This window comes from Haematobacter sp., assembly GCF_032102465.1.
Classification (GTDB): Bacteria; Pseudomonadota; Alphaproteobacteria; order Rhodobacterales; family Rhodobacteraceae; genus Haematobacter.
In genome coordinates this window covers 21,522-43,260 of the sequence record NZ_DAMDHB010000011.1, presented here as the reverse complement: position 1 = coordinate 43,260, position 21,739 = coordinate 21,522, and the positions used below count along the sequence as shown (strand labels likewise).

Genomic DNA, 21,739 nt, shown 5'->3' with positions numbered 1-21,739 from the left:
CGAGTGCAATCCACTTTGAAAGTAGCCTCTCCGCCGCCTGCGGCATTATGTCGGCGGAATAAGTCCTTCCTCCGCCTCAAGGTTAGTGTGAAGATCACACACGTCCATACGAGGCGGTCCGCCATGACGGAAACTCTGCCGAACAAGAACAGGATCACTGCGGCCTCGGCGCTCTCCACGCTGGCGTCACTTCTGTGGTTGCCGCAGGCGGCGCTGCTTGCGGTGTGCATCGGGCGGATGGCGGCCGGTTCCGGCGACGTTCTCCTGCCGGTTGCGGGCTTTGTGGTTCTCCGCCTTGTCCAGGCGGGTGTTCAGGCGCTGTCGGAGCGGCTGGCCTTTCGCGCGGCCAGGGCGGAACTGTCCGGGCTCCGGTCGCGGGTGGTCACCTTGCTGGCCGGCCATGCCCCGTTCGATGCGGCGCGCCCCTCCTCCGGGCTCGCGGCAAGTGCGCTGGCCGAGCAGGCCGAACTGATCGTGCCCTACCTAAGCCGCTTCCGCCCCGCGCGGTTCCGGGCGACGGTGGTGCCGGTGGCGATCTTTCTGGTGATCTTTCCGCTGTCGTGGCTGGCGGCGCTGGCGCTGCTCATCGCGCTCCCGGTCATCCCGCTGTTCATGGCGCTGATCGGCTGGCGGGCAAAGGCGGCGAGCGAGGCACAACTGGGCGCAGTCGGCACGTTCAACGGTTTCCTGCTCGACAGGCTGCGCGGCATGGCGACGATCCGGGGGTTGGGCGCCGTGGGTGGGGCGGAGGCCCGGCTGGCCGCGATGGCGGGCGATCTTCGGGACCGGACCATGGCAGTGCTGCGGATCGCGTTTCTTTCCTCCGCGGTGCTGGAGCTTTTTTCGGCTCTCGGGGTGGCGATGGTGGCGGTCTATGTGGGCTTTCACCTGTTGGGAGCGTTGCCCTTCGGGGCTTGGGGGGCACGGCTTTCGCTGCCGGAAGGGATGTTCATTCTGCTGCTTGCGCCCGCGTTCTTCGAACCGATGCGGGACCTGGCGGCGGTGTGGCACGATCGGGCGGCAGGGGAGGCGGCGCTCGACAAGCTGGACGGGCTTGTCCACTCCGGGATGACGTTCGCCGGTGCTCTGTCCCGGCCCATCCGGTCGGGGGAGGAGGTGAAACCGCCCTCGGTACTGCTGGAAGCAGCACAGCCCGCCCGGGAGGACAGCCGCCCGGTAAGCTTCAGCGTGGCGGCGGGTGAGCACGTCGCCCTGACCGGGCCAAGCGGGTCCGGCAAGTCCACTGCCATCGGCCTGATCGCGGGTCTCGTGCCGCTTGCCTCCGGCCGGGTGCTCCTGGGCGGGGTGCCCATGGCGGGGGAGGGCGCCGCGACGTTGCGCGCGGGGATGGCATGGCTGGGGCAGGAGCCGCACCTTCTTCCGCTGTCGCTCGCCGAGAATGTGCGGGCAGGCCGGGAGATCTCCGATGAGGACGTCGCCGCGGCGCTGTCATTGGCCGGGCTGTCGCGCCTCGCCGCGTTGCGCGGTGGCACGCCGCTTGGTGAGGACGGCGCAGGGCTCTCCGGCGGGGAGGTGATGCGCCTGGCGCTGGCGCGCGCCGCCGCATCGCCTGCGGGCCTGATCCTCGCGGACGAACCAACCGCCCATCTGGACAGAGCGACCGCGGATGCAGTGACGGAGGGATTACTGAGGCTTGCCCGCGGCCGCACGCTCATCGTCGCCACCCATGATCCCCGGCTTGTCGCGCGGCTGGACCGCACCATCGCGATGGCTCCCGCAAGCAGTGAGGCTGCGGCATGACCCGTATGCGCAAGGACTTTGCCCCGGTGGTTCGCGCGCTTGCCGCAGGGCGGGAACGGCGGCTTCTGCTCGGCGCAGGGCTTGCCGCGGTTACGGCTCTGGCGGGTGTCGCGCTGCTGGGTCTTTCGGGATGGTTCATCACCGCGACGGCGCTCGCGGGGTTGTCGACGGCAACGGCGCTGAGCTTCGGTGTCCTGATGCCTGCCGCGGGAATTCGTCTGCTCGCCGTTCTCCGCACCGTGGCCCGCTATGGTGAGCGGCTGGTGACCCACGGCGCGACGCTGGGCGCGCTGGCGGAGCTGCGGGTGCGCCTGTTCCGGGGGTGGAGCCCTGCCGAGGCTGCAGGCGCGCTTGCCACCCGCCCCTCGCGCCTGCTTTTTCGGATCAGCGCCGACAGCGAAGCGCTGGATTCCCTTTATCTGCGGGTTGCCGTCCCGCTGGCGGCGGCGGGCTTGGCGGGGCTGGCGGTCGGGCTGGCATTGTCGCTGGTCTCGCCGGTGCTGGGTGTTGGCGCCTTCATCGTGCTCATGGCGGCGGTGGCGATCATTCCGCTGCTCTCGCTCCGGGCGGGGTCATCCGCGATATATGCGCGCAGCCGATGGCTGGAGGGTTTGCGCGGCCATGTGATCACGCTTGTGCGAAATCAGGCGGATTACGCGATGACCGGCCGTCTTGCGGCAGAATGCGAACGTATTGCCGTTTTGGATGACGCACTGGGGCGCGCGGACGACCGTGCCAATCGCGTCGAGGTCGCTGCCGGCGTTGGCGCGACCGCCCTCAGCGCCGTGCTGATCGCGGCTGTGACACTCGCCGTTGCAGGGATGGTGGCGGAAAACCGTATCGGTGTGCCGGTGGCGGCTTTCTGCATTCTGCTGGCCGTGGCGGCAGGTGATCCGCTGGCCGCGTTGCGGCGGGTGGGCGCTGAGGCTTCCCGCGCGCGGGTGGCGGCGCGGCGGCTTGGCCCCCGGTTGGGGATGCTGCCTTCGCCTGCGCCGCTTCCCCTCCCGCCTGATGGGCAGGCCGTGGTGTTGCGGCATGTTGCCGCTGGTCCCGTCACGCGCGGGGAAACGCTGCATGACATCACACTGACCCTGCGGAGGGGGGAGAAGGCCGCCGTCATCGGCCCGTCAGGGGCGGGTAAATCGACGCTTCTTCTGCTGCTCGCGGGGGAGATCCGGGCGAGGCGGGGAGAGGTGGCCGCCCTGCCGTCTACCTTGCTGACCCAGCGGAACGAGCTTTTTCAGGACAGCCTCGCCGATAACCTCCGCCTTGCTGCCCCCTGCGCCGATGACGCGGCGCTGGTCCGCGGGCTGGAGGACGCAGGGCTCCACCGCTTCACCGCTCGCCTTGCCTTTCCGCTGGGCGAGGGGGGTATCGGCCTGTCTGGCGGAGAGGCCCGCCGGCTGGCCCTCGCACGGCTGTTTCTCCGGCCCGCGCCGCTCTGGCTGCTCGACGAGCCGACGGAGGGCATAGATGCAACAACGGCACGGGATATCGCCCAGCGGCTTGAATTGCACCGGTCCGGTCACACAATGGTGATCGTGACCCATGTGCAGCGGGAGGCGGACGGCGCCGACCTGCTGATCGCGATGGAGGAGGGCCGGATCGCCCGCATCCATCGGCCAGGGGAGGCGGGCTATACCGCCGCCCTTTCGGCGCTGCGTCCCGATTAGGACGGCCGCGCCCCTGCCAGACCGACGCCCGCGCGCCGCGGACGCCTTGGAACGGAGCAAGAGCTCGCCCGGAAAGGCCAGCCATGGATTTTTTTGACGTCGTTACCCTCTCGCGCCTGCAATTCGCCCTGACGGCGCTCTACCACTTCCTGTTCGTGCCGCTCACGCTTGGCCTGTCCGTCATGCTTGCCGCCATGGAGACCGTCTATGTCATGACGGGCCGAGTGATCTGGCGCCAGATGACCAAGTTCTGGGGCACGCTCTTCGGCATCAACTTCGCGCTCGGCGTGGCGACCGGCATCGTGATGGAATTCCAGTTCGGCATGAACTGGAGTTATTACAGCCATTACGTCGGCGACATCTTCGGCGCGCCATTGGCCATCGAGGGGCTGATGGCGTTCTTTCTGGAGGCGACCTTTGTCGGTCTGTTCTTCTTCGGCTGGGACAAGATGTCGAAGGTGGGCCACCTCATCGCAACCTATTGCGTCGCGATCGGCTCCAACTTCTCGGCCCTTTGGATCCTTATCGCCAATGGCTGGATGCAGAACCCGGTGGGGGCGCATTTCAACCCCGATACGATGCGGATGGAGGTCGGCAGCTTCTTCGAGGTGCTGATGAACCCCGTCGCGCAGGCGCGGTTCGTGCATACCGTTTCTGCGGGCTATGTCGTGGCGTCGGTCTTCGTGCTGGGAGTGTCGGCCTGGTATCTGCTGCGCGGCTGGCACGTCGCCGTCGCCAAACGGTCGATCACCATCGCGGCCTCCTTCGGGCTTGCGGCTGCGCTGTCGGTCGTGGTGCTCGGCGACGAGTCGGGCTATCTCACCTCCGAGCATCAGAAGATGAAGATGGCGGCGCTGGAAGGCATGTGGGAAACGGAACCTGCGCCCGCTCCCTTCACCCTGTTCGCCATCCCCGACATGGAGGCAAGGGAGAACCGTTACGCGATCCGTATCCCGTGGGTCATGGGGCTGATCGGCACGCGCTCGCTCACCACCGAAATTCCGGGGATCCTCGATCTTGTCGAACATGCGAAGGAGCGGATCCGGTCGGGCATGATCGCCTATGACGCGCTCCAGACCATCCGGGCAGAGCCTGACGCGGCCGCTTCCGGTGCGGCGCGTGTTTCCTTCGCCGAGAGGGAGGACGATCTCGGATATGCGCTGCTGCTCAAGCAGTATATCGACGATCCGCGGCTGGCGACGGAGGATGAGATCGACCGCGCGGCCTGGAGCACGGTGCCCAACGTGCCGGTGCTGTTCTGGGTCTTCAGGATCATGGTGGCTGTCGGGTTCTTCAACATCCTGCTGATGGGCACCTTCTTCGTGATGAGCACGAGGCGATCGCTAGATCGGCACCCCTGGTTGCTGAAAGTGGCGGTCTGGGCGATGGTTTTGCCTTGGATTGCGGCGGAATGCGGCTGGATCCTGGCCGAATACGGCCGTCAGCCCTGGGCAGTCGAAGGGGTATTGCCGGTATTCCTCAGCGTCTCCGACCTGTCGGCCGGAACGGTGTTGATGACGGTCATCGGGTTCACTCTGATCTATGCCACGCTGATCGTGATCGAGGTCAAACTCATGCTGGCCGCCATCCGCAAGGGCCCGCAGCCGGATTACGAGCCGGAGGCGCCGCTCATCCCGAAACCCATCGTGACGCCAGCGGAGTGATGCCATGATCCTGCATGATTTGCTAAGCTACGACGCGCTCCGCCTCATCTGGTGGGTTCTTCTGGGCGTCCTTCTGATCGGCTTTGCGCTTTCGGACGGGTTCGACCTGGGCGTGGGGATGCTCCTGCCCTTCGCGGGTCAGAACGATGTCGAGCGGCGCATCGTCATCAACACGGTCGGGCCGGTCTGGGAGGGTAACCAGGTGTGGCTGATCCTGGGCGGCGGCGCGATCTTCGCTGCCTGGCCGCCGCTCTACGCGGTCTCGTTCTCGGGCTTCTACCTCGCGATGTTTGCGATCCTGTTCGCGCTCATCCTAAGGCCCGTCGGCTTCAAATATCGTTCGAAGCGGGAGAGTCTGACCTGGCGCTACAACTGGGACTGGGCGTTGTTCATCGGGGGTTTCGTGCCTGCGCTCATCTTCGGCGTAGCGGTGGGCAACGTGCTTCAAGGGGTGCCCTTCCGGTTCGGCCCGGACATGCGCATCTATTACGACGGCTGGTTCATCGGCCTGCTGAACCCCTATGCGCTGCTCTGCGGCGTGCTGTCAGTCGCGATGCTCGCCATGCACGGCGCAGCGTGGCTCATCGTGAAGACTACGGGGCCGGTGCAGGCGCGGGCACGGCGGTTCGGCACATGGGCGGCGATAGCGACGCTGCTGCTCTACGCCCTTGGCGGGCTGCTGCTCTGGGCCTTCATCGACGGCTATGTGGTCACGAGCACCTTCCCCGAGAACGGGCCTTCCAACCCGCTGGCCAAGACGGTGGAGGTCTATGCGGGCGCCTGGTTCACCAACTACGCCGCCCATCCGTGGATGCTGATCGCCCCTGTAGCGGGCGTCGTGGGCGCGCTCGGCGTTCTGGGCATGATCGCGGCGAAGCGGGAGGTCGGGGTGCTTCTGCTGAGCAAGCTTTCGATCTTCGGAGTGATCTCCTCCGTCGGGCTTTCCATGTTCCCGTTCATCCTGCCCTCCTCCGAAATGCCGGGGGCGAGCATAACCGTATGGGATTCATCCTCAAGCCACCTGACGCTGTTCATCATGCTGGTGGTCACGGTGGTCTTCCTGCCGATCATCGCCCTCTACACCGCCTGGGCCTACAAGCTGCTCTGGGGCAAGGTGGAGAAAGAGGATGTGACCGGCGACAGCCACGCTTACTGAAAGGATCGGAATATGTGGTACTTCGCCTGGATACTCGGCCTGCCGCTGGCCGTTACCTTTGCCGTGCTGAATGCAATGTGGTTCGAGATACTCGAGGACGGTCGCGAGACGCTGGACGACGGCCGCAACCGGCGCTGACGCCATGAGAAAGCCGGCCCGAAGCGATCCGGGCCGGCTTCGTCGGTCGCAGCGTGTTACTGCTTCGGCAGGGCATAGGCGACGAGGTAGTCGCCCGGTTGCGTCTGCATGAGGTTATGCCCCCCCGCCGCGATGACCACGAACTGCCGCCCGCTCTCCTCCGAGAGATAGGTCATCGGGGTCGCATTACCGCCCGCCGGCAGGCGTCCTTTCCACAGGATATCACCCGTCTCGAGGTCCATCGCGCGGAGCGACTGCTCCCCCGAGGCCGCGATGAACACGAGCCCCGACTTCGTGGTGATGGATCCCCCAAGCCCCGGAACGCCCAGGCTGATCGGCAGGCGCGAGCGGATGGTGCTGCCCGCAATGGTTACACCGCTGTCCTCGGCCGTGCCCGAGCGGCGCTGCCAGAGCACCTCTTTCGTCGTGAGGTCAACCGCTGTCACAAGGCCGTATGGCGGTGCGAGGCAAGGGGCCCCCAAGGGCGACATGAAGGGTTTCAGGTCCGCGGCATAGGGCGTGCCCTCCTGCGGGACCGCTCCGCCCACGCTGACACCTGGACGGCCATCGGCAGCCCTGAGACCCGCCGCATCCGCTTCCGGCCGGGGCATCAGCCGCAGGTACATGGGCACCCGGTTCCAGTTCGCGACAAGGATCTTGCGCTCCGGGTCGAAGGAGCCCGAACCCCAGTTGTTACCGCCGAGCGAGCCGGGGAAGAAGAACACGGGATCCTCGCCCGGAGGGGTGAGCGGCCCGTCCCAGCGGGCCTCGCGGAAGCGGATGCGGCACCACATCAGATCGAAGGGTGTCGCTCCCCACATGTCCGTTTCGTCAACACCGAGGGGTTTTTTCGGATCGATGCCCGAAAACTCCGGCATCTCAACGGAGAAGGGCTGGGTCGGGGAAATCCGCTCGGCCTCTGCGCCGCCTTGCGGAACCGGGCGCTCCTGAACCGCGTAGATCGGCTCGCCTGTGCGGCGGTCGAGAACGAAATTCTGCCCGCGCTTGGTGAGCTGCACAAGAGCTGGAACGGTTTCCCCTCCGATCTGAAGATCGACGAGGCTTGGCTGAGAGCCGACATCCATGTCCCAGACATCGTAGTGAATGGTCTGGAAATGCCAGCGAAGCGCTCCGGTTTCCGCGTCGAGAGCGAGGATCGAGCCGGAGTAGCGGTTGTCGAAGTCGCGGCGGTGGCCGCCCCAATAGTCCGGCGTCGCGTTGCCGGTCGGCATATAGACCAGCCCCAGCTCATCATCGGCTGAGATCGGCGCCCATGAGTTCGGCGTGCCGCGCGTGAACTCCTCCCCCTCCGCGGGCATGGAGTGGTCTTCCGGGCGGCCCATGTCGAATGCCCAGTCGAACGCGCCGGTAACCGCGTCGAAGGCGCGGATCACGCCCGAAGGTTCATCCGTCATCTGGCCGTCAGAGATCCAGCCGCCGATCACCACCCGTCCGCGCACGACCTGCGGGGCGGAGGAAACATAGGAGTAACCGGGGATGACATGGCCGAGACCCTGTTTGAGATCGACCTGGCCGTTCTGGCCGAAGTCCGCACAAGGCTCGCCGGTCGCCGCATCGATCGCCAGAAGGCGCGCGTCCACCGTTCCGCCAATGATGCGCGCCGCGCATGCGGCCCCGGCCGGAACCTCGCTTTCGGGCGCCTGATAATAGGCCACACCCCGACAGGCGGCCGAGCCGGTCACACCCGTCAGGTCGGTATGGCTGTTGAAGCGCCAGTTTTCCTGCCCGGTTTCCTCGTCGAGCGAGACGATGTCGTTCCGCGCCGTGCAGAGATAGAGCGAGCGTCCGATCTTCAGCGGAGTGGCCTGCAGACGCCGCACCGGTCCTTCGGGTGGTGGGTAATCTCCGGTGCGATAGGTCCAGGCGACTTGCAGATCCCGGACGTTTTCCGGGGTGATCTGCTCCAGAGGCGAAAAACGCGTGCCATGCTGGTCGTTTCCATAATGGTGCCATTCGCCCTCGGGTGTGTCCGGGACATAGTTGGCCTTTACCTCCGGCAGGGGCCGCGTCGCGGCGATCTCATGGATATCGCCTTGCGCGAAGCCCCAACCGAAAAGACCCAGCAGGGCGAGGGCAAAGCCAGCCACTACGGCGCGGCCCAGGAGTGCGGGGCGCGGACCCGAGATCAGGCCGCGGCGATACCAAGGGGTCAGGAAGAACAGCCCGAACAGGAACGGTCCTGACAAGCGGGGCAGCAATGTCCAGAAATCGACCCCCACCTCGCCGACAGCCCAGACATAGGTCCAGGCGAGCATAACGGCATAGAGCCATCCGGCCCAGGCGTTGCCGCGCCAGACAAGGATACCGGACACGATCACGGCAAGGCCGGTGATAAGGAAATAGAGTGATCCGCCCAGAAGCGCGAGCTGCGCGCCCCCCCAGACGTAGGCCAGTCCGATCAGCACGAAAAGGGTCGCAAAGACCCTCGCCGCGCCGCGATGGCGGCGTTCTGTTGTCGGTGTCACGGGGACAACCCTCCGAATGCTCGAACCGCAATCGGGAGACTGCGGTGAGACTTCCGTCAAACATAAATGACTGATGGGTCATTTATGAGGTTGTCGCGGTTATCACAACCCCGCGTCTTGAACGTGATCCGCCCGCGTCAGGAAAAGAACAGGGAGATCTGCAGCTCCAGCAGATGGACCGCCGAGATTTCCCCGCCCGGATTCAGCACCCCGCCTTCGACCATCGCCACCCAGAGAGGCGCGACGAGCAGCTGGGGATTTTCCGCGAGCCGGGGGTCACAAACTTCGCCACGGGCAATGCCCATGCGGATCGCGGCGGAAATATAGGCGTTGGTGGGCTCGTAGATGCTGCGAAAGTAGGTTTCGGCCAGAAAGCGCGACGCGCCGCCTTCGGCGACCACCAGCCGCGCAAGCGAGGCGCGACCGGAAGCCTCGAGCTGTTCCGCAACCGGCAGCATCACACGGCGAAAATGTTGCCCCAGCGTCTCTCCGGGCAGAAATACCGGAGTATCGCGGAGCGCGTTCCGCTCGTCCATCGCGCGCTCGACAACACCCTCGAACAGGGCCTCCTTCGTGGGGTAATAGCGGTAGGGCGTGCCCTTGGCCATTCCCGCGCGACGCGCGATTCTGTCCATACGTGCGCCCGCGACGCCGTATTCCAGAAACTCCGCCATGGCTGCATCAAGAATTGCGGTCTGGGTCCGCTGGGTCTTGGCAGGGCTTGGGCCGCGCGTGGCAGGCCGGGGGAGCGAGGGATCGGTCGGCATGAGGGATAGGAAGATAGCAGAAGAAGCGCCCCCCGGCGAGGGGCGCTGTTCTCCGATCAGGCATTTCGTGCTTTGGCGGTGGTTTCTTCGTCGGTTCTGCCGGCGAAATAATTCGCCAGCAGCGCGCCCGAGATATTGTGCCAGACGCTGAAGATCGCGCTCGGCACGGCTGCGAGGGGCGAGAAGTAGGCGGTCGCCAGAGCAGCACCAAGACCGGAGTTCTGCATCCCGACTTCGATCGCGATCGCCTTGCGCTTGGCCAGCGACAGACCCGCCGCCTTGGCGGCGAAGAAGCCGATGAGGTAGCCAAGCCCGTTGTGCAGGACGACGACCGCAAAGATCATCAGGCCCGATTGGAGGATGGAGCCGCGGGAGGCCGCGACGACCGCCGCGACGATGAGCACGATGCCCATCACGCTCACAAGCGGCAGGGCGGGGACGGCCTTGCGCACGAGCCCGGGCATGATCTTCTGCGCCGCGAAGCCGAGGGCGAGGGGGACCAGCACGACCTTCACGATCGACAAGAACATCGCCCAGCCGTCCACGGGAAGGAATTCGCTTGCCAGCATCCACACGAGGAAAGGGGTGACTACGGGCGCAAGCAGGGTGGTCACGCTCGTGCAGGCCACCGACAGCGCCACATCGCCCTTGGAAAGATAGGTCATCACGTTGCTGGACGTGCCGCCCGGGCAGCACCCCACGAGAATCACACCCGCCGCGACCTCGGGCGGCATGGGGATGATCTTGGTAAGCAGCACCGCAAGCAGCGGCATGATGAGGAACTGCCCGATCACGCCTACGCCGACATCATAGGGGCGGCGGACAACTTCGCGAAAATCGTCGGCCGAGATCGTCAACCCCATCCCGAACATGATAATGGCGAGCAGCGTGACGATCCACGGCGTCACAAGGCGGAACACATCGGGAAGCAGGAAGCCGAGCACCGCAAACAGGATCACCCAGAGGGCGAATGTCTTACCCACAAAGGTGGACAAACGTTCAATTGCTTTCATCAGGTCTCCCCCCTCTCGCAACTTTATTCCGGAGGGCGTTAGGCGCTTTACACGCGGGAGGCAAGCCATGGCGCATGGCAAAAGGGTCCGCTGTGGCGGACCCCTTCCTGCTGACTGTCCCGATCAGGAGCGCAGGAACGCGGCTAGCCGCGATATTTCTTCCTGACGCACTTCGTGGCCGCCATCATGCAACTGAAGGTCCACATCCGCACCTTGACCCCTGAGCCAGCCGGCGAGCTGTTCGGTTTGGGCAAGGGGGCAGATCGGATCGCGTCTGCCCGCGGTGATCAGTACCTCGCGTCCGGCGAGCCCGGCGTTCGGTTCGGGTGTCCAGGGGATCAACGGATGCATGAGTACCGTGCGGTCCAGCAGTTCCGGGGCCCGGAACAAGACGGAGGCAAGAATGTTCGCCCCGTTGGAATAGCCCAAGGCATAGACCGCCGCATTTGGATGCGCTGTGCGATGGTGGCGGATGAAGGCCGCCATCTTTTCCGTCGCCCGGTCCAGGTCGGCCATGTCATAGACGCCCTCTCCCGTGCGGCGGAAGAAGCGCGCGGCCCCGTGCTCGGACACATCGCCACGGGGCGAGACAAGGCCCGCGCCGGGCAGAATCTGCTCCACCAGCTCGGCGAACTGATGCTCGTCCCCGCCGGTGCCGTGCAGGGCAAGCACCAGCGGCTGGCCGGGGGCGGGAGCGCGGGCGATATGGTGATAGCTGTCGAGGGGCATGGAATGCTCCTTTCGTGTGGAGCGCGCCGCCGCCCTGTGGCCTGCGGCGCGCCGGGAAACGGGATGGCTCAATCCGTGATAGGCGTCAGGAGCCGCTCGATCTGCGGGCGGAGATGTGCGTGCTGCGTCGGCAGTTTCAGGGCTTCGCCGAGATGCGCGGTATCCTCGTCCCGGTCAAAACCCGGCTCGTTGGTCGCCACCTCGAACAGCACGCCGCCCGGGGTACGGAAGTAGATCGCCCAGAAGTAGTCCCGGTCGATCACCGGCGTCACGTGATAGCCCGTGTCCATCAACGCCTTGCGCACCTCAAGCTGCGCGGCACGGTCCGGCACGGCGAAGGCCACGTGGTGTACGGAACCGGCACCCTGACGGGCGGACGGTGCGCCGGGCAGCACTTCAAGGTCGATGAAATCGGCGCCGTTGCCGTCCTTCACGCCAAAGCGCGTGATGTCGCCCTGCCGGTCTATTTCCTCATAGCCCATGAAACGGAGCAGCTCGCCCGTCGCCCCTCCGTCGCGGAGCCGCATGGAAACGCTGTGGAAGCCGTGAACGCCCTCATCCGCGGCGACCGGGCCCCCCGCCCAAGGGGCGCGACTGTCGTCTGCCACTTCGACCAGAACGAATCCGTCGCCATCAGGCCCCTGGAAGCGCAGGCGTTTCTCACCGAAGACCTCTTCCTCCTTCATGCCGCCGATATTGTAACCCGACAGCCGCTCCTTCCAGTAGGGGAGCGATCCTTTGGGCACGGAGAAGACCGTTTCGCCCACTTCTCCCGTGCCGGGACGACCGCGCACGATATGGGGGAAGGGAAAATAGGTCATAACCGAACCGGGCGTGCCCACTTCGTCACCATAGTAGAGGTGATAGACATCGGGCGCGTCGAAGTTCACCGTTTTCTTCACCCGACGCAGGCCGAGTGTCTTGGTGAAGAAATCGTTGTTTTGCTGGGCATCCGCGGCCATGGAGGTGACGTGGTGAAGCCCTTTGATCTGTTTCAGCATGGTCGATCCCTTTCCGAGAACGGAGGGCCGATGGAGCACCTCCTGCTGTCTTGGGAACAAGATGGGGCGGATCACCCCATAAGAGAACGTTCATAATATTGCATTGATTATTGCGTATGACGTAATAATGAAGATATGGGCGAACTCGAATCCCTCCGCACCTTCCTGACCGTAGCCGAGGCGCGGAGCTTTGCCGGCGCGGCGCGGTTGCTTGGCACCACACCCGCCTCCGTCACCCGGACGATTGCCGCGCTGGAAGATCGGCTGGGCGTCCAGCTTTTGCTGAGGACGACCCGGCAGGTGTCGCTGACATCGGCGGGAGCAGGCTATCTTGAGCGCGTGGCGCCACTCGTCAGGCAGATCGAAGTCGCGACGGAGGAGACACGTTCCCAGCATGGGGTGACTGCCGGAACGTTGCGCATCGCCGCGCCGATGTCGCTCGGTCAGCGGGTATTGCCTGCCGTGCTGTCACAGTTTGCAGCGCGTCACGGCGGCACGCATGTCTCCGTCGTTCTGTCGGATCGTTTCATCGATATTGTCGGAGAGGATTTCGATCTCGCCATCCGCATCTCTGGGCCACCGGCGGATAAATCCACCGTCTGGCGCAAGCTCTGCGATGTCCCCCGGCTGTTGGTGGCCTCCCCCCGTTATCTCGCCGCGCGGGGCACGCCACAGGAACCGGAAGACTTAACGGAGCATGACTGCCTTGGATATGCCGAGGATGCCCGCGAACCAATCTGGGATTTGTCTTCGGGCGCCCGTCGCAGGAGCCACCGCGCAAAGGGCATATTCAGCGCGAACAACGGTGATCTGCTGGCCGATCTTGCGTTGAGCGGAGAGGGGATCGCGCTCCTCCCCCGCTTCATTGTCGCCCAGGCGCTGGCCGAGGGCCGGTTGAGACCGGTCCTCCCGGATTGGCGGCCTCCCCCGGTCTGGCTTACTCTCTATTACCCGCCCTATGAGCGGTTGCCGGTGCGGGTCGCGACGTTCTCGGACTTCTTCGAGGTCTATGTGAAGGAGACGCGTCCCCTGTAAGCCTGTGGGGCCACAGTCATCGCGCGGCGTCAAGCTCTCGCTTCTTCGGGAAATACCAGCGCATCACCTTGCGCAGCTCATCCGAATTGGGCCGTGCCCAGTTCCGCATGAGTTCGCAGCCGAAAGCGATGGCAGTGGTCGGCTGAGCACCCGCAGCTTCGATCCTGCGAAGGGCGCTTTCATGCGAAACGGGGGAAATCCCGCCGACCGCATCGACCACCGGATAGACCTCGTATCCCTCCCTGAGCATGTCGAGGGTGGGGAAGGCAAGACAGACCTCAGTCCAGAGGGCTGCGATCACGACCTTCTTTCGGCCCGTCGCCTCCACCGCGGCACGGAAGTCCGCGTCCTCCCACGCGTTCACGCCCGTTCGATCAATCTCCGGCACTCCCGGCAGGACATCGAGGATTTCCTGCGCCGTCCCCTCGTTCACGCCCATATCCACCGCTACGGTCGAAAGGATGACGGGAACGTCAAATGCCCTTGCCAGCTTCGCCGCCGCGACGACGTTCATCATCACTACCTCCTGCGGGGCGGATTTCACGGTCCGCACCTGCTCGGGTTGGTAATCGATGATGACGAGCACACAGTTCTCCGGCGTCAGAAGGCTGTCGGCCTTCGGGTCGCGGATCGGTTCGGGATCGAGTTTCGGCATGGTCGCACCTCAGATTTGCGGCATTTCGCCCGGCGCCACGGACATGACATCGGACCATTCGGGATGTTTCTCATATTGCGCACGGACATAGGGGCAGAGCGGGATGATCCGGGTGCCGCTTGCCCGCGCATCGTCAACCATATGTGCCACGAGGGCCGCCGCCGCGCCGGTCCCGCGGAGGCTGTCTGGCGCGCCGGTATGATCGGCCGAGATCACCCCATTGCCCCGGCGGGTATAGGTGATCTCCGCCACGCCATCATGGTCTGCCAGACTGGCGGTGAACCGCCCGTGACGGGCATCGCGCTCTTCCCGGCCGAAAATGAAATCGCTCATGCAGTGCTTCCCCCTCTCCCGGAAGATGGGTCTTTGGACAGTTCTTCAAGTGCTGCTCTTCAGGTGCCGGTCCTTCAACTTTGCGGATCCGGGGAGAGAACGTTGAGGATGTCGATGAGTTTCCGGTCCCGCTCTGCCGCAAGATCGGCGATGCTGCGGTCGCCCACTTCCTCCTGCACGCCTTCGACAAGCTGCTCACGGAGCGCGGCATCCATCACCGGCGTGCCCAGATCGGCCCACCATGTCTGCATCGCGGGCACGAGGTGGTCGTAGAAATGGGCCATGCCGCCCGTGCCGCCGCCAAGATGAAAGGTCAGATGCGGCCCCATGATTGCCCATCGGAGGCCCGGCCCCTCGCTGATCGCGAGGTCCACATCCTCAACGCTCGCCACACCGGATTGCACGAGATAGGCGGCCTCTTTCCAGAGCGCGGCCTGTAGGCGGTTGGCGATATGCCCCGGCACCTCCTTGCGGACGCGGATCGCGCGCTTGCCATGCGCATTGAAGAAGGCGACCGCCCAATCCGCCGCCTCCTCGGAGGTTTGCTGCCCTCCGACGATCTCCACCAGTGGAATGAGATGCGGGGGGTTGAACGGATGCGCGACGACCAGCCGTTGAGGATGCGCCATGCCGGTCTGCATGTCGCTCGCCTTCAGGCCCGAAGTGGAGGAGCCGATGACCCGATCGACCGGCAGCGCGGCGTCGATTTCGGACAGCAGTTTCTGTTTCAGCTCCAACCGCTCCGGCGCGTTCTCCTGAACGTAGTCGGCCCCCTCGACGGCCTGAATATGGCTCTCCCAGATGGAGAAGCGGGCCAGAGCCTCCTGCGCACTGCCGCTCGCGCCAAGTGCCGCAAGCTGGGGCCAGCAGGCGGCCACCAGTCCGGGTGCTGCCTCCCGCGCGGCGGGCGAGGGGTCGCTGCACCGAACTGTGAAACCCTGGGCCAGAAACCATGCGGACCAGGACGCGCCGATCGTGCCGCCGCCGATCACCGCTACTGTTTTTACATTCTCAAGATCGATCAACGGCATAAGGCCCCTCCCGTGCATGATGCACTGCGGAGGCTAGCGGTGTAATGGTTGCGCCGCAACGGCAGAGGAGAGAGAGGAATTGTCGGCATTGCCATCTGCCCCCTCCATGCCATATCCCTCACGGGCAGCGATCCTCCGTGGAGCTTCTTTCCGGCATGCAGGAACCCAAGACCCAGAACCCGCACCTCCGCAGTGAAATCGAAGCGTTCCTGTCTGATCTCCTGATGATCGAGGACGAGGCGCGGCTCGGTGCAACACTGTCGGCAGCCAATGAAGCCATGCGGCAGGCGGGCGAGAATTCCGGCTGGCCTCTCGGCGGCGGCGCCTGCGGTGAGATATTGCGCCGGGGGGCTTTCTCGATGGAGCTGGCGGGTCCGGTGTCGGACTGGGGCGCCGCGATGCGCATGACTGTGGCGAACATGCTGGAGACACCCGTCCCGACGGCGCTGATGTGGGGGACGGCCGGCGCTCTTTTCTATAACGACAGCTATGCGCCGCTGCTCGGCTCGCGGCATCCTGTGGCGATGGGGCGCTCTGCTCTCTCCGTGTTGCCGGAGGTTGCCGACTGGAACGGTGACATTCTGCGTCGGGTCTTTGCGGGAGAGACGCCCGCCTACCGGAACCAGCGTCTTCGGCTGCGGGATGGAGAGCATGAGACGGAGCATGTGTTCGACCTTTTCTATGCGCCGGTGCGGGACTTCGGCGGCGAGATCAGGGGCGCATTGTGCAAGGTGGTGGAAAATACCGCCCGCATTAACGCGGAAACCGCGCTTGCGCGGCGCGAGGCGGAGCTCGCCTCGCTGACCAATGCCATGCCTGCGCTTGTCGCGCTCGTGGATACCGATCTGACCTACCGCTTCGCCAACGACTACTACCGACAGCTTCTGGGCCATGACCCGGCGGCGATGATCGGCCGGACCATCCCCGAAATGATCGGGCCCGCGCTGATGGAGGACCGGGAACCCGGACTGCGGAGAGCCTTGCAGGGCGAAGACGTGCAGGACTATTTCCACCTGCGCGATCTCAAGGGGGAACTGCATTACTTTGCCGTGAGGTATCTGCCTCAGCGGGATGCCACGACGGGTGAGATCATGGGGATCATGATTCTCGCCTTTGACGAAACGGATCGTGTTGCCCGGCAGGAAGAGCTGACCTATTCCAACCACCGCTTCAGGCGCGCCATCGATGCGATTCATGGAGTGCTGTGGACCAACAGCGCCGATGGGCGGATGGTCGGGGAGCAACCCGGCTGGGCCAGCCTGACCGGTCAGTCCGAGGGTGAGTATCAGGGCTATGGCTGGGCCAACGCGCTGCATCCCGACGATGTGGAGCCGAGCATCGCGGCATGGCAACGGGCCGTGGCGACAAGGGGTGTGTTCGAATACGAGCACCGCGTCCGCCGTCACGATGACGTCTGGCGGACCTTCGCGGTCCGCGCTGTGCCGGTCATCGGTTCGGACGGGCAGATTCGCGAATGGGTGGGCGTCCATACCGACATCACCCATCAGCGGGCTGCCGAGGCTGCATTGCGCGAGCAGGCCGAGACGCTTGCCGCCGAGGTCCGTCAGCGCGAGCGCGCCGAGGCCGATCTTCGCCTGCTGAACGAAGCGTTGGAAGCACGCGTCATCAGCGAGATCTCCGAACGGCGCGATGCGGAAAAGAAGCTCGCCCATGCGCAGAAAATGGAGTCGCTGGGCAAGCTCACCGGCGGGGTCGCGCATGATTTCAACAACCTGTTGCAGGTGGTTTCCGGCAATCTGCAGCTGCTTGCCCGCGATGTCGGCGGCATTCCGCGCGCGGAAACGCGTGTGGCAAGCGCCATGGCCGGGCTGCAGCGGGGGGCGAAGCTTGCCGCCCAGCTTCTTGCCTTCGGGCGGAGGCAGGCGCTGGAGCCGAAAGTGGTCAATGTCGGCAGGTTCATCAGTGGAATGGACGAGCTGCTCCGTCGTGCCCTTGGCGAAGGGGTGGAGGTGGAAACGATCCTTGGCGGCGGGCTGTGGAACACGTTCATCGATCAGGCGCAGGTGGAGAATGCTCTCCTCAACCTTGCCATCAACGCGCGGGACGCGATGGAGGGAAGCGGGCGGCTGACGATCGAGGTGGCCAACGCACATCTGGATGACGATTATGCCCGGCAGCATGACGAAGTGACCCCGGGTCAATACGTGATGATCGCCGTCTCGGACACCGGCTGCGGCATTCCGCCCGAGATCGCGGAGAAGGTGTTCGAGCCGTTCTTCACGACCAAGGGGGAGGGGAAGGGCTCCGGCCTTGGCCTTTCCATGGTCTATGGATTCGTCAAGCAGTCCGGCGGCCATGTGAAGCTCTATTCGGAGCAGGGGCATGGCACCACGATCAAGCTCTATCTGCCGCGTTCGCTGGAGGCGGAGGATATCGCGGTCCTGCGCGATGAGGGCCAGATCGTCGGCGGTCATGAGACCGTGCTGGTGGTCGAGGATGATGACGAGGTGCGCGCCATCGTCGTGGATATGCTGAAAGACCTCGGCTATCGCGTGCTGAAGGCGCCAGACGCCTCTGCCGCGCTGAATGTCGTCGAAAGTGGTGTGCCCATCGACCTCATCTTTACCGATGTCGTCATGCCGGGACCGCTGAAAAGCCCCGATCTCGCCCGCAAGGCGCGGGAGCGCATACCGGGCGTCGCAGTGCTGTTCACCTCCGGCTATACGGAGAACTCCATCGTGCATGGGGGGCGGCTCGACGCGGGCGTGGAGCTGCTTTCCAAGCCCTACACCCGCGAGGCTTTGGCCCGGAAACTCCGCCATGTGCTTGCCAACCGCGATCAGCAGGCGGGTGGAGGGCGCAGCGGCAGGGCCGACACCCATGCAACGGTACGCTCCGCTCTCCGGGTGCTTCTCGTGGAGGACGACCCGTTGATCCGCATGGACACGGCGGAAATCCTGCGGGAAGAAGGCATGACCGTTGAAGAAGCGGGGAGCGCGGAAGCCGCGTTGCGGCTCCTCTCCTCCCAATCGTTCGATGTGCTGGTGAGCGACTATCACCTGCCAGGGCTGTCCGGGGCGGCGTTGGCGCGGCAGGCGGCTGAGCTTCAGAAGACCATCAGGGTGGTCTTCGCCACAGGAGACGCAGCGGCCGTGGCGCCGGGTGCGGCGGAAAGCGTGCTGGCCAAGCCATATACGGTGGAGGCGCTGGTGAATGCCGTCAGGGGGCAGGGGCCGGTCGAGAGCTGACTTCCCACCATGTCAGCCGGAGAGGGCGGCGAGGTAAAGCCTCACCGCCTCCTGAACATGCCGGAACCGGTCACCGCCCAGGTGCTTGCCGCCATACCACCGCGTCACGACGATCAGATGATCGCGGAGCTCTGCCCGCTCCAGCATCCGCAGGATGACCATGCCCGCCCCGCTTTCGCCGTCATCGTTCTTGAGCGGGCCCTCCGCCGTCAGAAGCCCCCATGTGTTGTGGGTGGCCTTGGCGAATTTCCGGTGGCGCTTCAACTCGGTGAGCAAAGCGGTCGCCTCCGCCGCCGAGTGACAGGGCGCGCCGGAGACGGCGTAGCGGGAGCCGCGGTCTGAGATGATGTTGTCGAGCGTCAGCACAGGGAGGGGGTGACCCGTCCTTGGCCCCGCGTCAAGTGGCGCTGTCGATGACATCGAGTGCGGCGGTCACGGCGCTGCCCAGATCCCACTTCCGCCCCGTGACCCGGCCGAGCGCCCCCGCGAGTGCGGTGAGGGCAAGCGGTACGTAAATCGGCTCTGCCGTCGGACCCATATGGCCGACCCGGACAAGCCGGTTCCAGGTATCCGCGCGCCCGGCGGAGATGACGACCCCATAGTGCTGCCGCATCGCGCTCCGCAGCGCCGTTTCCTCCACGCCGTCCGGCAGGCGGATGGCGGTGCAGGTCGCGGCGGCGGTTTCCTCCCGTGCGGGCCACAGGGCAAGGCCCATCGCCTTTACCCCCGCCCGCATGGCAGCGCCGGTGAGCGCATGACGCGCCCACACCGCCCGGGGCCCTTCGGCAAGGTAGCGGTTCAGCCCCGCGGCGAGGCCGTGAACTTCCGCGACCGAGGGAGAGAACGGGAAGGCGCGCGCCGGGTCCTCCATACCCTCCCAGTCGAGAATCGAGAGGAAGGATCCGCGAGGGCTCGCCGGATTGGCCCGCATCTTCTCCCATGCCCGCGGGGATACACCCAGCAACGTGAGCCCCGGTGGACACCCCAGACATTTGTTCGAGCCGGTAACCAGCAGGTCGATCCCCCAGCCTGCCATGTCCACTTCCATTCCGCCGCAGGACGACACCGCATCCACCACAAGGAGTGCGCCATGCTCCCGCACCACCGCGCCGATCTCTGGCAACGGGTTCACCGTCCCGGAAGGGGTGTCGTGATGGCAGACGGCGACGACGGCGGTTTCGGGATGGCGGAGAAGGGTCTGCCGGACGGTCTCCGGGTCGATCACGGCGTCGAAGGCCGTGCGGACTTCTCTCACCACCCCGGCGTTGCGCGATAGCCACTGGCTGTAACCCGCCCCGTAAACGCCCGATGCTAGGTTCAGCACCGCGTCTCCCGGGGCGACCAGCGACAGCGCCGCGGCTTCCAGCCCAAGCACGGGTTCACCTTGCAGGATCACGGCCGTCGGGGCAGGCAGCGCGCGGCGCAGTTTCTCCAGCGTCGCAGTGTAAAGGGCACGAAAGGCCGGGTCGGCATCGGAAAGCACGGGCCGGGCGAGAGCCGAAAGCACCTCCGGGTAGCAGGTGACAGGGCCGGTCGTCAGGGTGAAAAGACTGCCGGCCTCTGGGGGAAGGGGCATCTCGATCTCCATCAGGTCACGCCGACCCTAGACCCGGCGTGACGGGCAGGCAATGCGCATGACACAGGCGGCGCCTCCGCTTGACAACGCTGGCGCCCCGGCTCACTCCGGCCGCGTGATGGAGAGCAGCGGAGCAGGTGATGACCGGCACACTCGAGGATGGCTATACCCCCGTGCCGAAAGGCAAGCTGGCGACAGTGGTGACCTGGCTGGAGATGACGTCCCCTCCTCCCGTCGCGTCGCCGGACTGGCCGCAGGGCGTCACGTTCCAGAAGATCGCCCCGCCCGCTCCTGCCGAGTACCGCACGCTGTTCCGGGCGATCGGGGAGAACCTGCTGTGGGTGTCCCGGCTGAAGATGCCGGACGAAACGCTGGCAGCCACGCTCTCCCACCCGGAGGTGGAGCTGTTCCACCTGCTGCGGGACGGTGTGCCGATCGGGCTGGTGGAGCTGAACTTCCGCACGCCGGGTGTTTGCGAACTGGCCTTCTTCGGACTGGTGGAGGGGGAAACCGGCCGCGGTCTTGGCAAGCCGATGATGCGCGCGGCGCTCACCGCCGCCTGGTCGCGCCCGGTGAGCAAGGTGTGGCTGCACACCTGCCATTTCGACCATCCCTCCGCTCTGGCCTTCTATCAGCGGATGGGGTTCCGGCCCGTGGAGATGCGGGTCGAGGTGCTCGACGATCCGCGCCTGTCCGGCCTGCTGCCCCGCGAAGCCGCCCCGCAGGTTCCCCTGATCGACTGATGCCTTTTCACGACGCACGCGCTCGGTTAGGACCGGAAGCGCGATGTGGAGGACGACATGGCCAGCGAGGAAGCAAAGGGCGCGCCGGACATGCTTGTCCGTGCCATCATCCGTGCGATCTATGATGGCGACCTTGTCATGGGGCAGCGATTGGTAGAGGCGCAGGTGATGGCGCGCCACGGTGTCAGCCGCTCCACCGTGCGGGAGGCGTTTCGCCGCCTCGCCGCCGAAGGAGTGGTCGATATCGTGCTGCACAAGGGCGCGACCATCCGCCGCCCCGGTCAGGAGGAGATGATCGACCTTCTCCGCGTCACGGAGGCGCTGGTGGGCCTGAACGCCCGCCTGGCGGCCGAGCGGATGAGCGATCCCGGCATCCGTCTTGCTTTTGCCGAGGAGACGGCCGCGATGCTGGATGCTGCTCCCGACAGCGAGGGGGTGGATTATGCGCGGCTCAGGACGCGCTTCCACCGCGCGTTGCTTCGGGCGGGCGGCAGCGTCGAACTGGGGCGTAGCCTGCCGAAGCTGCAACTCCATCTCATTCGCGCCTACACCGCCATTCCGCGCGCGGCGCATGTGTCGTCCTACCGCGCGATACGGGAGGCCGTGCTCTCGGGAAATGGCGAAGCCGCGGAGGAGGCGGGGCGGCGGCATGTGGGCCTGCTGATCGACGCCGTGCGCGCCGGGGCATGACGGCGTAAAACCCGGCCAAAGGGCGGATTGCCGTCTTCTGCCCGCTGCGTCAGTGTCTGGGCAGGAGAGAGGGACATAC

Annotated in this window: 19 protein-coding genes; 9 read left to right on the top strand and 10 right to left on the bottom strand. The window is 65.5% G+C overall.

What is annotated here, in order from left to right; genetic code table 11:
- Positions 1-123 precede the first annotated feature (123 nt).
- The 5 genes from cydD (at position 124) to cydX (ending at position 6,392) form a co-directional block, all read left to right on the top strand.
- Positions 124-1,761 carry a thiol reductant ABC exporter subunit CydD gene (cydD, locus tag RT513_RS09145; RefSeq protein WP_290691482.1) on the top strand — a complete coding sequence of 546 codons (1,638 nt, stop codon included), beginning with the start codon at positions 124-126 and terminating at the stop codon, positions 1,759-1,761.
- On the top strand, positions 1,758-3,434 hold the full coding sequence (locus RT513_RS09140; RefSeq protein ID WP_290691480.1) for an amino acid ABC transporter ATP-binding/permease protein: 1,677 nt from the start codon (positions 1,758-1,760) through the stop codon (positions 3,432-3,434). The genes cydD and RT513_RS09140 overlap by 4 nt, the downstream gene beginning before the upstream one ends.
- A gap of 83 nt (positions 3,435-3,517) precedes the next feature.
- Complete coding sequence (locus tag RT513_RS09135) at positions 3,518-5,098, top strand: cytochrome ubiquinol oxidase subunit I (RefSeq protein WP_290691478.1); 1,581 nt, start codon at positions 3,518-3,520, stop codon at positions 5,096-5,098.
- A gap of 4 nt (positions 5,099-5,102) precedes the next feature.
- Complete coding sequence (gene cydB / locus RT513_RS09130) at positions 5,103-6,254, top strand: cytochrome d ubiquinol oxidase subunit II (protein ID WP_088213978.1); 1,152 nt, start codon at positions 5,103-5,105, stop codon at positions 6,252-6,254.
- Between the two features lie 12 nt (positions 6,255-6,266).
- Positions 6,267-6,392: a cytochrome bd-I oxidase subunit CydX gene (cydX, locus tag RT513_RS09125; RefSeq protein WP_088213979.1), complete on the top strand. Its 126-nt coding sequence runs from the start codon at positions 6,267-6,269 to the stop codon at positions 6,390-6,392.
- 56 nt (positions 6,393-6,448) lie between these two features.
- On the opposite strand, the gene RT513_RS09120 is transcribed toward cydX, so the two are convergent.
- From RT513_RS09120 to RT513_RS09100, 5 genes are all read right to left on the bottom strand, one after another.
- Positions 6,449-8,878, bottom strand: coding sequence for a membrane-bound PQQ-dependent dehydrogenase, glucose/quinate/shikimate family (locus RT513_RS09120; protein ID WP_290691474.1), 2,430 nt, complete (start codon positions 8,876-8,878; stop codon positions 6,449-6,451).
- A 137-nt stretch (positions 8,879-9,015) separates the two neighbouring features.
- Complete coding sequence (locus RT513_RS09115) at positions 9,016-9,645, bottom strand: TetR/AcrR family transcriptional regulator (protein WP_290691471.1); 630 nt, start codon at positions 9,643-9,645, stop codon at positions 9,016-9,018.
- A 56-nt stretch (positions 9,646-9,701) separates the two neighbouring features.
- Positions 9,702-10,658, bottom strand: coding sequence for a bile acid:sodium symporter family protein (locus RT513_RS09110; RefSeq protein ID WP_088213982.1), 957 nt, complete (start codon positions 10,656-10,658; stop codon positions 9,702-9,704).
- Positions 10,659-10,781: 123 nt separating this feature from the next.
- Positions 10,782-11,387, bottom strand: a complete 606-nt coding sequence (locus tag RT513_RS09105) for an alpha/beta hydrolase (RefSeq protein ID WP_290691468.1) — start codon at positions 11,385-11,387, stop codon at positions 10,782-10,784.
- A 68-nt stretch (positions 11,388-11,455) separates the two neighbouring features.
- Positions 11,456-12,388: a ring-cleaving dioxygenase gene (locus RT513_RS09100; protein WP_290691467.1), complete on the bottom strand. Its 933-nt coding sequence runs from the start codon at positions 12,386-12,388 to the stop codon at positions 11,456-11,458.
- A gap of 135 nt (positions 12,389-12,523) precedes the next feature.
- Here RT513_RS09100 and RT513_RS09095 point away from each other — a divergent pair, with 135 nt between their 5' ends.
- Entirely contained in the window at positions 12,524-13,423 is a 900-nt protein-coding gene (locus RT513_RS09095; RefSeq protein WP_290691465.1) for a LysR family transcriptional regulator, read from the top strand.
- Positions 13,424-13,439: 16 nt separating this feature from the next.
- Here the strand turns inward: RT513_RS09095 and RT513_RS09090 are convergent, their stop codons facing one another.
- The 3 genes from RT513_RS09090 to RT513_RS09080 form a co-directional block, all read right to left on the bottom strand.
- Positions 13,440-14,078, bottom strand: coding sequence for a hydrolase (locus RT513_RS09090; RefSeq protein WP_290691463.1), 639 nt, complete (start codon positions 14,076-14,078; stop codon positions 13,440-13,442).
- Between the two features lie 9 nt (positions 14,079-14,087).
- Entirely contained in the window at positions 14,088-14,411 is a 324-nt protein-coding gene (locus tag RT513_RS09085; protein WP_290691461.1) for a GNAT family N-acetyltransferase, read from the bottom strand.
- A 74-nt stretch (positions 14,412-14,485) separates the two neighbouring features.
- Entirely contained in the window at positions 14,486-15,442 is a 957-nt protein-coding gene (locus RT513_RS09080) for a 3-hydroxyacyl-CoA dehydrogenase NAD-binding domain-containing protein (RefSeq protein WP_290691459.1), read from the bottom strand.
- Positions 15,443-15,597: 155 nt separating this feature from the next.
- Here RT513_RS09080 and RT513_RS09075 point away from each other — a divergent pair, with 155 nt between their 5' ends.
- Complete coding sequence (locus RT513_RS09075; protein ID WP_290691456.1) at positions 15,598-18,651, top strand: response regulator; 3,054 nt, start codon at positions 15,598-15,600, stop codon at positions 18,649-18,651.
- Positions 18,652-18,663: 12 nt separating this feature from the next.
- Here the strand turns inward: RT513_RS09075 and RT513_RS09070 are convergent, their stop codons facing one another.
- Both RT513_RS09070 and RT513_RS09065 read right to left on the bottom strand, forming a co-directional pair.
- Entirely contained in the window at positions 18,664-19,017 is a 354-nt protein-coding gene (locus RT513_RS09070) for a YigZ family protein (RefSeq protein WP_290691453.1), read from the bottom strand.
- A 31-nt stretch (positions 19,018-19,048) separates the two neighbouring features.
- Positions 19,049-20,227 (bottom strand): alanine--glyoxylate aminotransferase family protein, encoded by a 1,179-nt coding sequence (locus RT513_RS09065; protein ID WP_290691450.1) that lies wholly within the window; start codon positions 20,225-20,227, stop codon positions 19,049-19,051.
- 140 nt (positions 20,228-20,367) lie between these two features.
- Between RT513_RS09065 and RT513_RS09060 the strand changes: the two genes are divergently transcribed.
- Together RT513_RS09060 and RT513_RS09055 are read left to right on the top strand one after the other, a co-directional pair.
- On the top strand, positions 20,368-20,970 hold the full coding sequence (locus RT513_RS09060) for a GNAT family N-acetyltransferase (protein ID WP_290691447.1): 603 nt from the start codon (positions 20,368-20,370) through the stop codon (positions 20,968-20,970).
- Between the two features lie 57 nt (positions 20,971-21,027).
- On the top strand, positions 21,028-21,660 hold the full coding sequence (locus tag RT513_RS09055; RefSeq protein ID WP_088213993.1) for a GntR family transcriptional regulator: 633 nt from the start codon (positions 21,028-21,030) through the stop codon (positions 21,658-21,660).
- The last annotated feature ends 79 nt before the right edge of the window (positions 21,661-21,739 follow it).

Excerpts from the sequence above, each read along its gene's own strand:
- RT513_RS09100 (WP_290691467.1), bottom strand. The coding sequence starts at position 12,388 with ATGCTGAAACAGATCAAAGGGCTTCACCACGTCACCTCCATGGCCGCG.
- RT513_RS09075 (WP_290691456.1), top strand. The coding sequence starts at position 15,598 with ATGCAGGAACCCAAGACCCAGAACCCGCACCTCCGCAGTGAAATCGAA.
- RT513_RS09110 (WP_088213982.1), bottom strand. The coding sequence starts at position 10,658 with ATGAAAGCAATTGAACGTTTGTCCACCTTTGTGGGTAAGACATTCGCC.
- RT513_RS09080 (WP_290691459.1), bottom strand. The coding sequence starts at position 15,442 with ATGCCGTTGATCGATCTTGAGAATGTAAAAACAGTAGCGGTGATCGGC.
- RT513_RS09115 (WP_290691471.1), bottom strand. The coding sequence starts at position 9,645 with ATGCCGACCGATCCCTCGCTCCCCCGGCCTGCCACGCGCGGCCCAAGC.
- cydX (WP_088213979.1), top strand. The coding sequence starts at position 6,267 with ATGTGGTACTTCGCCTGGATACTCGGCCTGCCGCTGGCCGTTACCTTT.
- RT513_RS09090 (WP_290691463.1), bottom strand. The coding sequence starts at position 14,078 with ATGCCGAAACTCGATCCCGAACCGATCCGCGACCCGAAGGCCGACAGC.
- RT513_RS09135 (WP_290691478.1), top strand. The coding sequence starts at position 3,518 with ATGGATTTTTTTGACGTCGTTACCCTCTCGCGCCTGCAATTCGCCCTG.
- RT513_RS09085 (WP_290691461.1), bottom strand. The coding sequence starts at position 14,411 with ATGAGCGATTTCATTTTCGGCCGGGAAGAGCGCGATGCCCGTCACGGG.
- RT513_RS09105 (WP_290691468.1), bottom strand. The coding sequence starts at position 11,387 with ATGCCCCTCGACAGCTATCACCATATCGCCCGCGCTCCCGCCCCCGGC.
- RT513_RS09060 (WP_290691447.1), top strand. The coding sequence starts at position 20,368 with ATGACCGGCACACTCGAGGATGGCTATACCCCCGTGCCGAAAGGCAAG.
- RT513_RS09055 (WP_088213993.1), top strand. The coding sequence starts at position 21,028 with ATGGCCAGCGAGGAAGCAAAGGGCGCGCCGGACATGCTTGTCCGTGCC.
- RT513_RS09065 (WP_290691450.1), bottom strand. The coding sequence starts at position 20,227 with ATGCCCCTTCCCCCAGAGGCCGGCAGTCTTTTCACCCTGACGACCGGC.
- cydD (WP_290691482.1), top strand. The coding sequence starts at position 124 with ATGACGGAAACTCTGCCGAACAAGAACAGGATCACTGCGGCCTCGGCG.
- cydB (WP_088213978.1), top strand. The coding sequence starts at position 5,103 with ATGATCCTGCATGATTTGCTAAGCTACGACGCGCTCCGCCTCATCTGG.
- RT513_RS09140 (WP_290691480.1), top strand. The coding sequence starts at position 1,758 with ATGACCCGTATGCGCAAGGACTTTGCCCCGGTGGTTCGCGCGCTTGCC.
- RT513_RS09095 (WP_290691465.1), top strand. The coding sequence starts at position 12,524 with ATGGGCGAACTCGAATCCCTCCGCACCTTCCTGACCGTAGCCGAGGCG.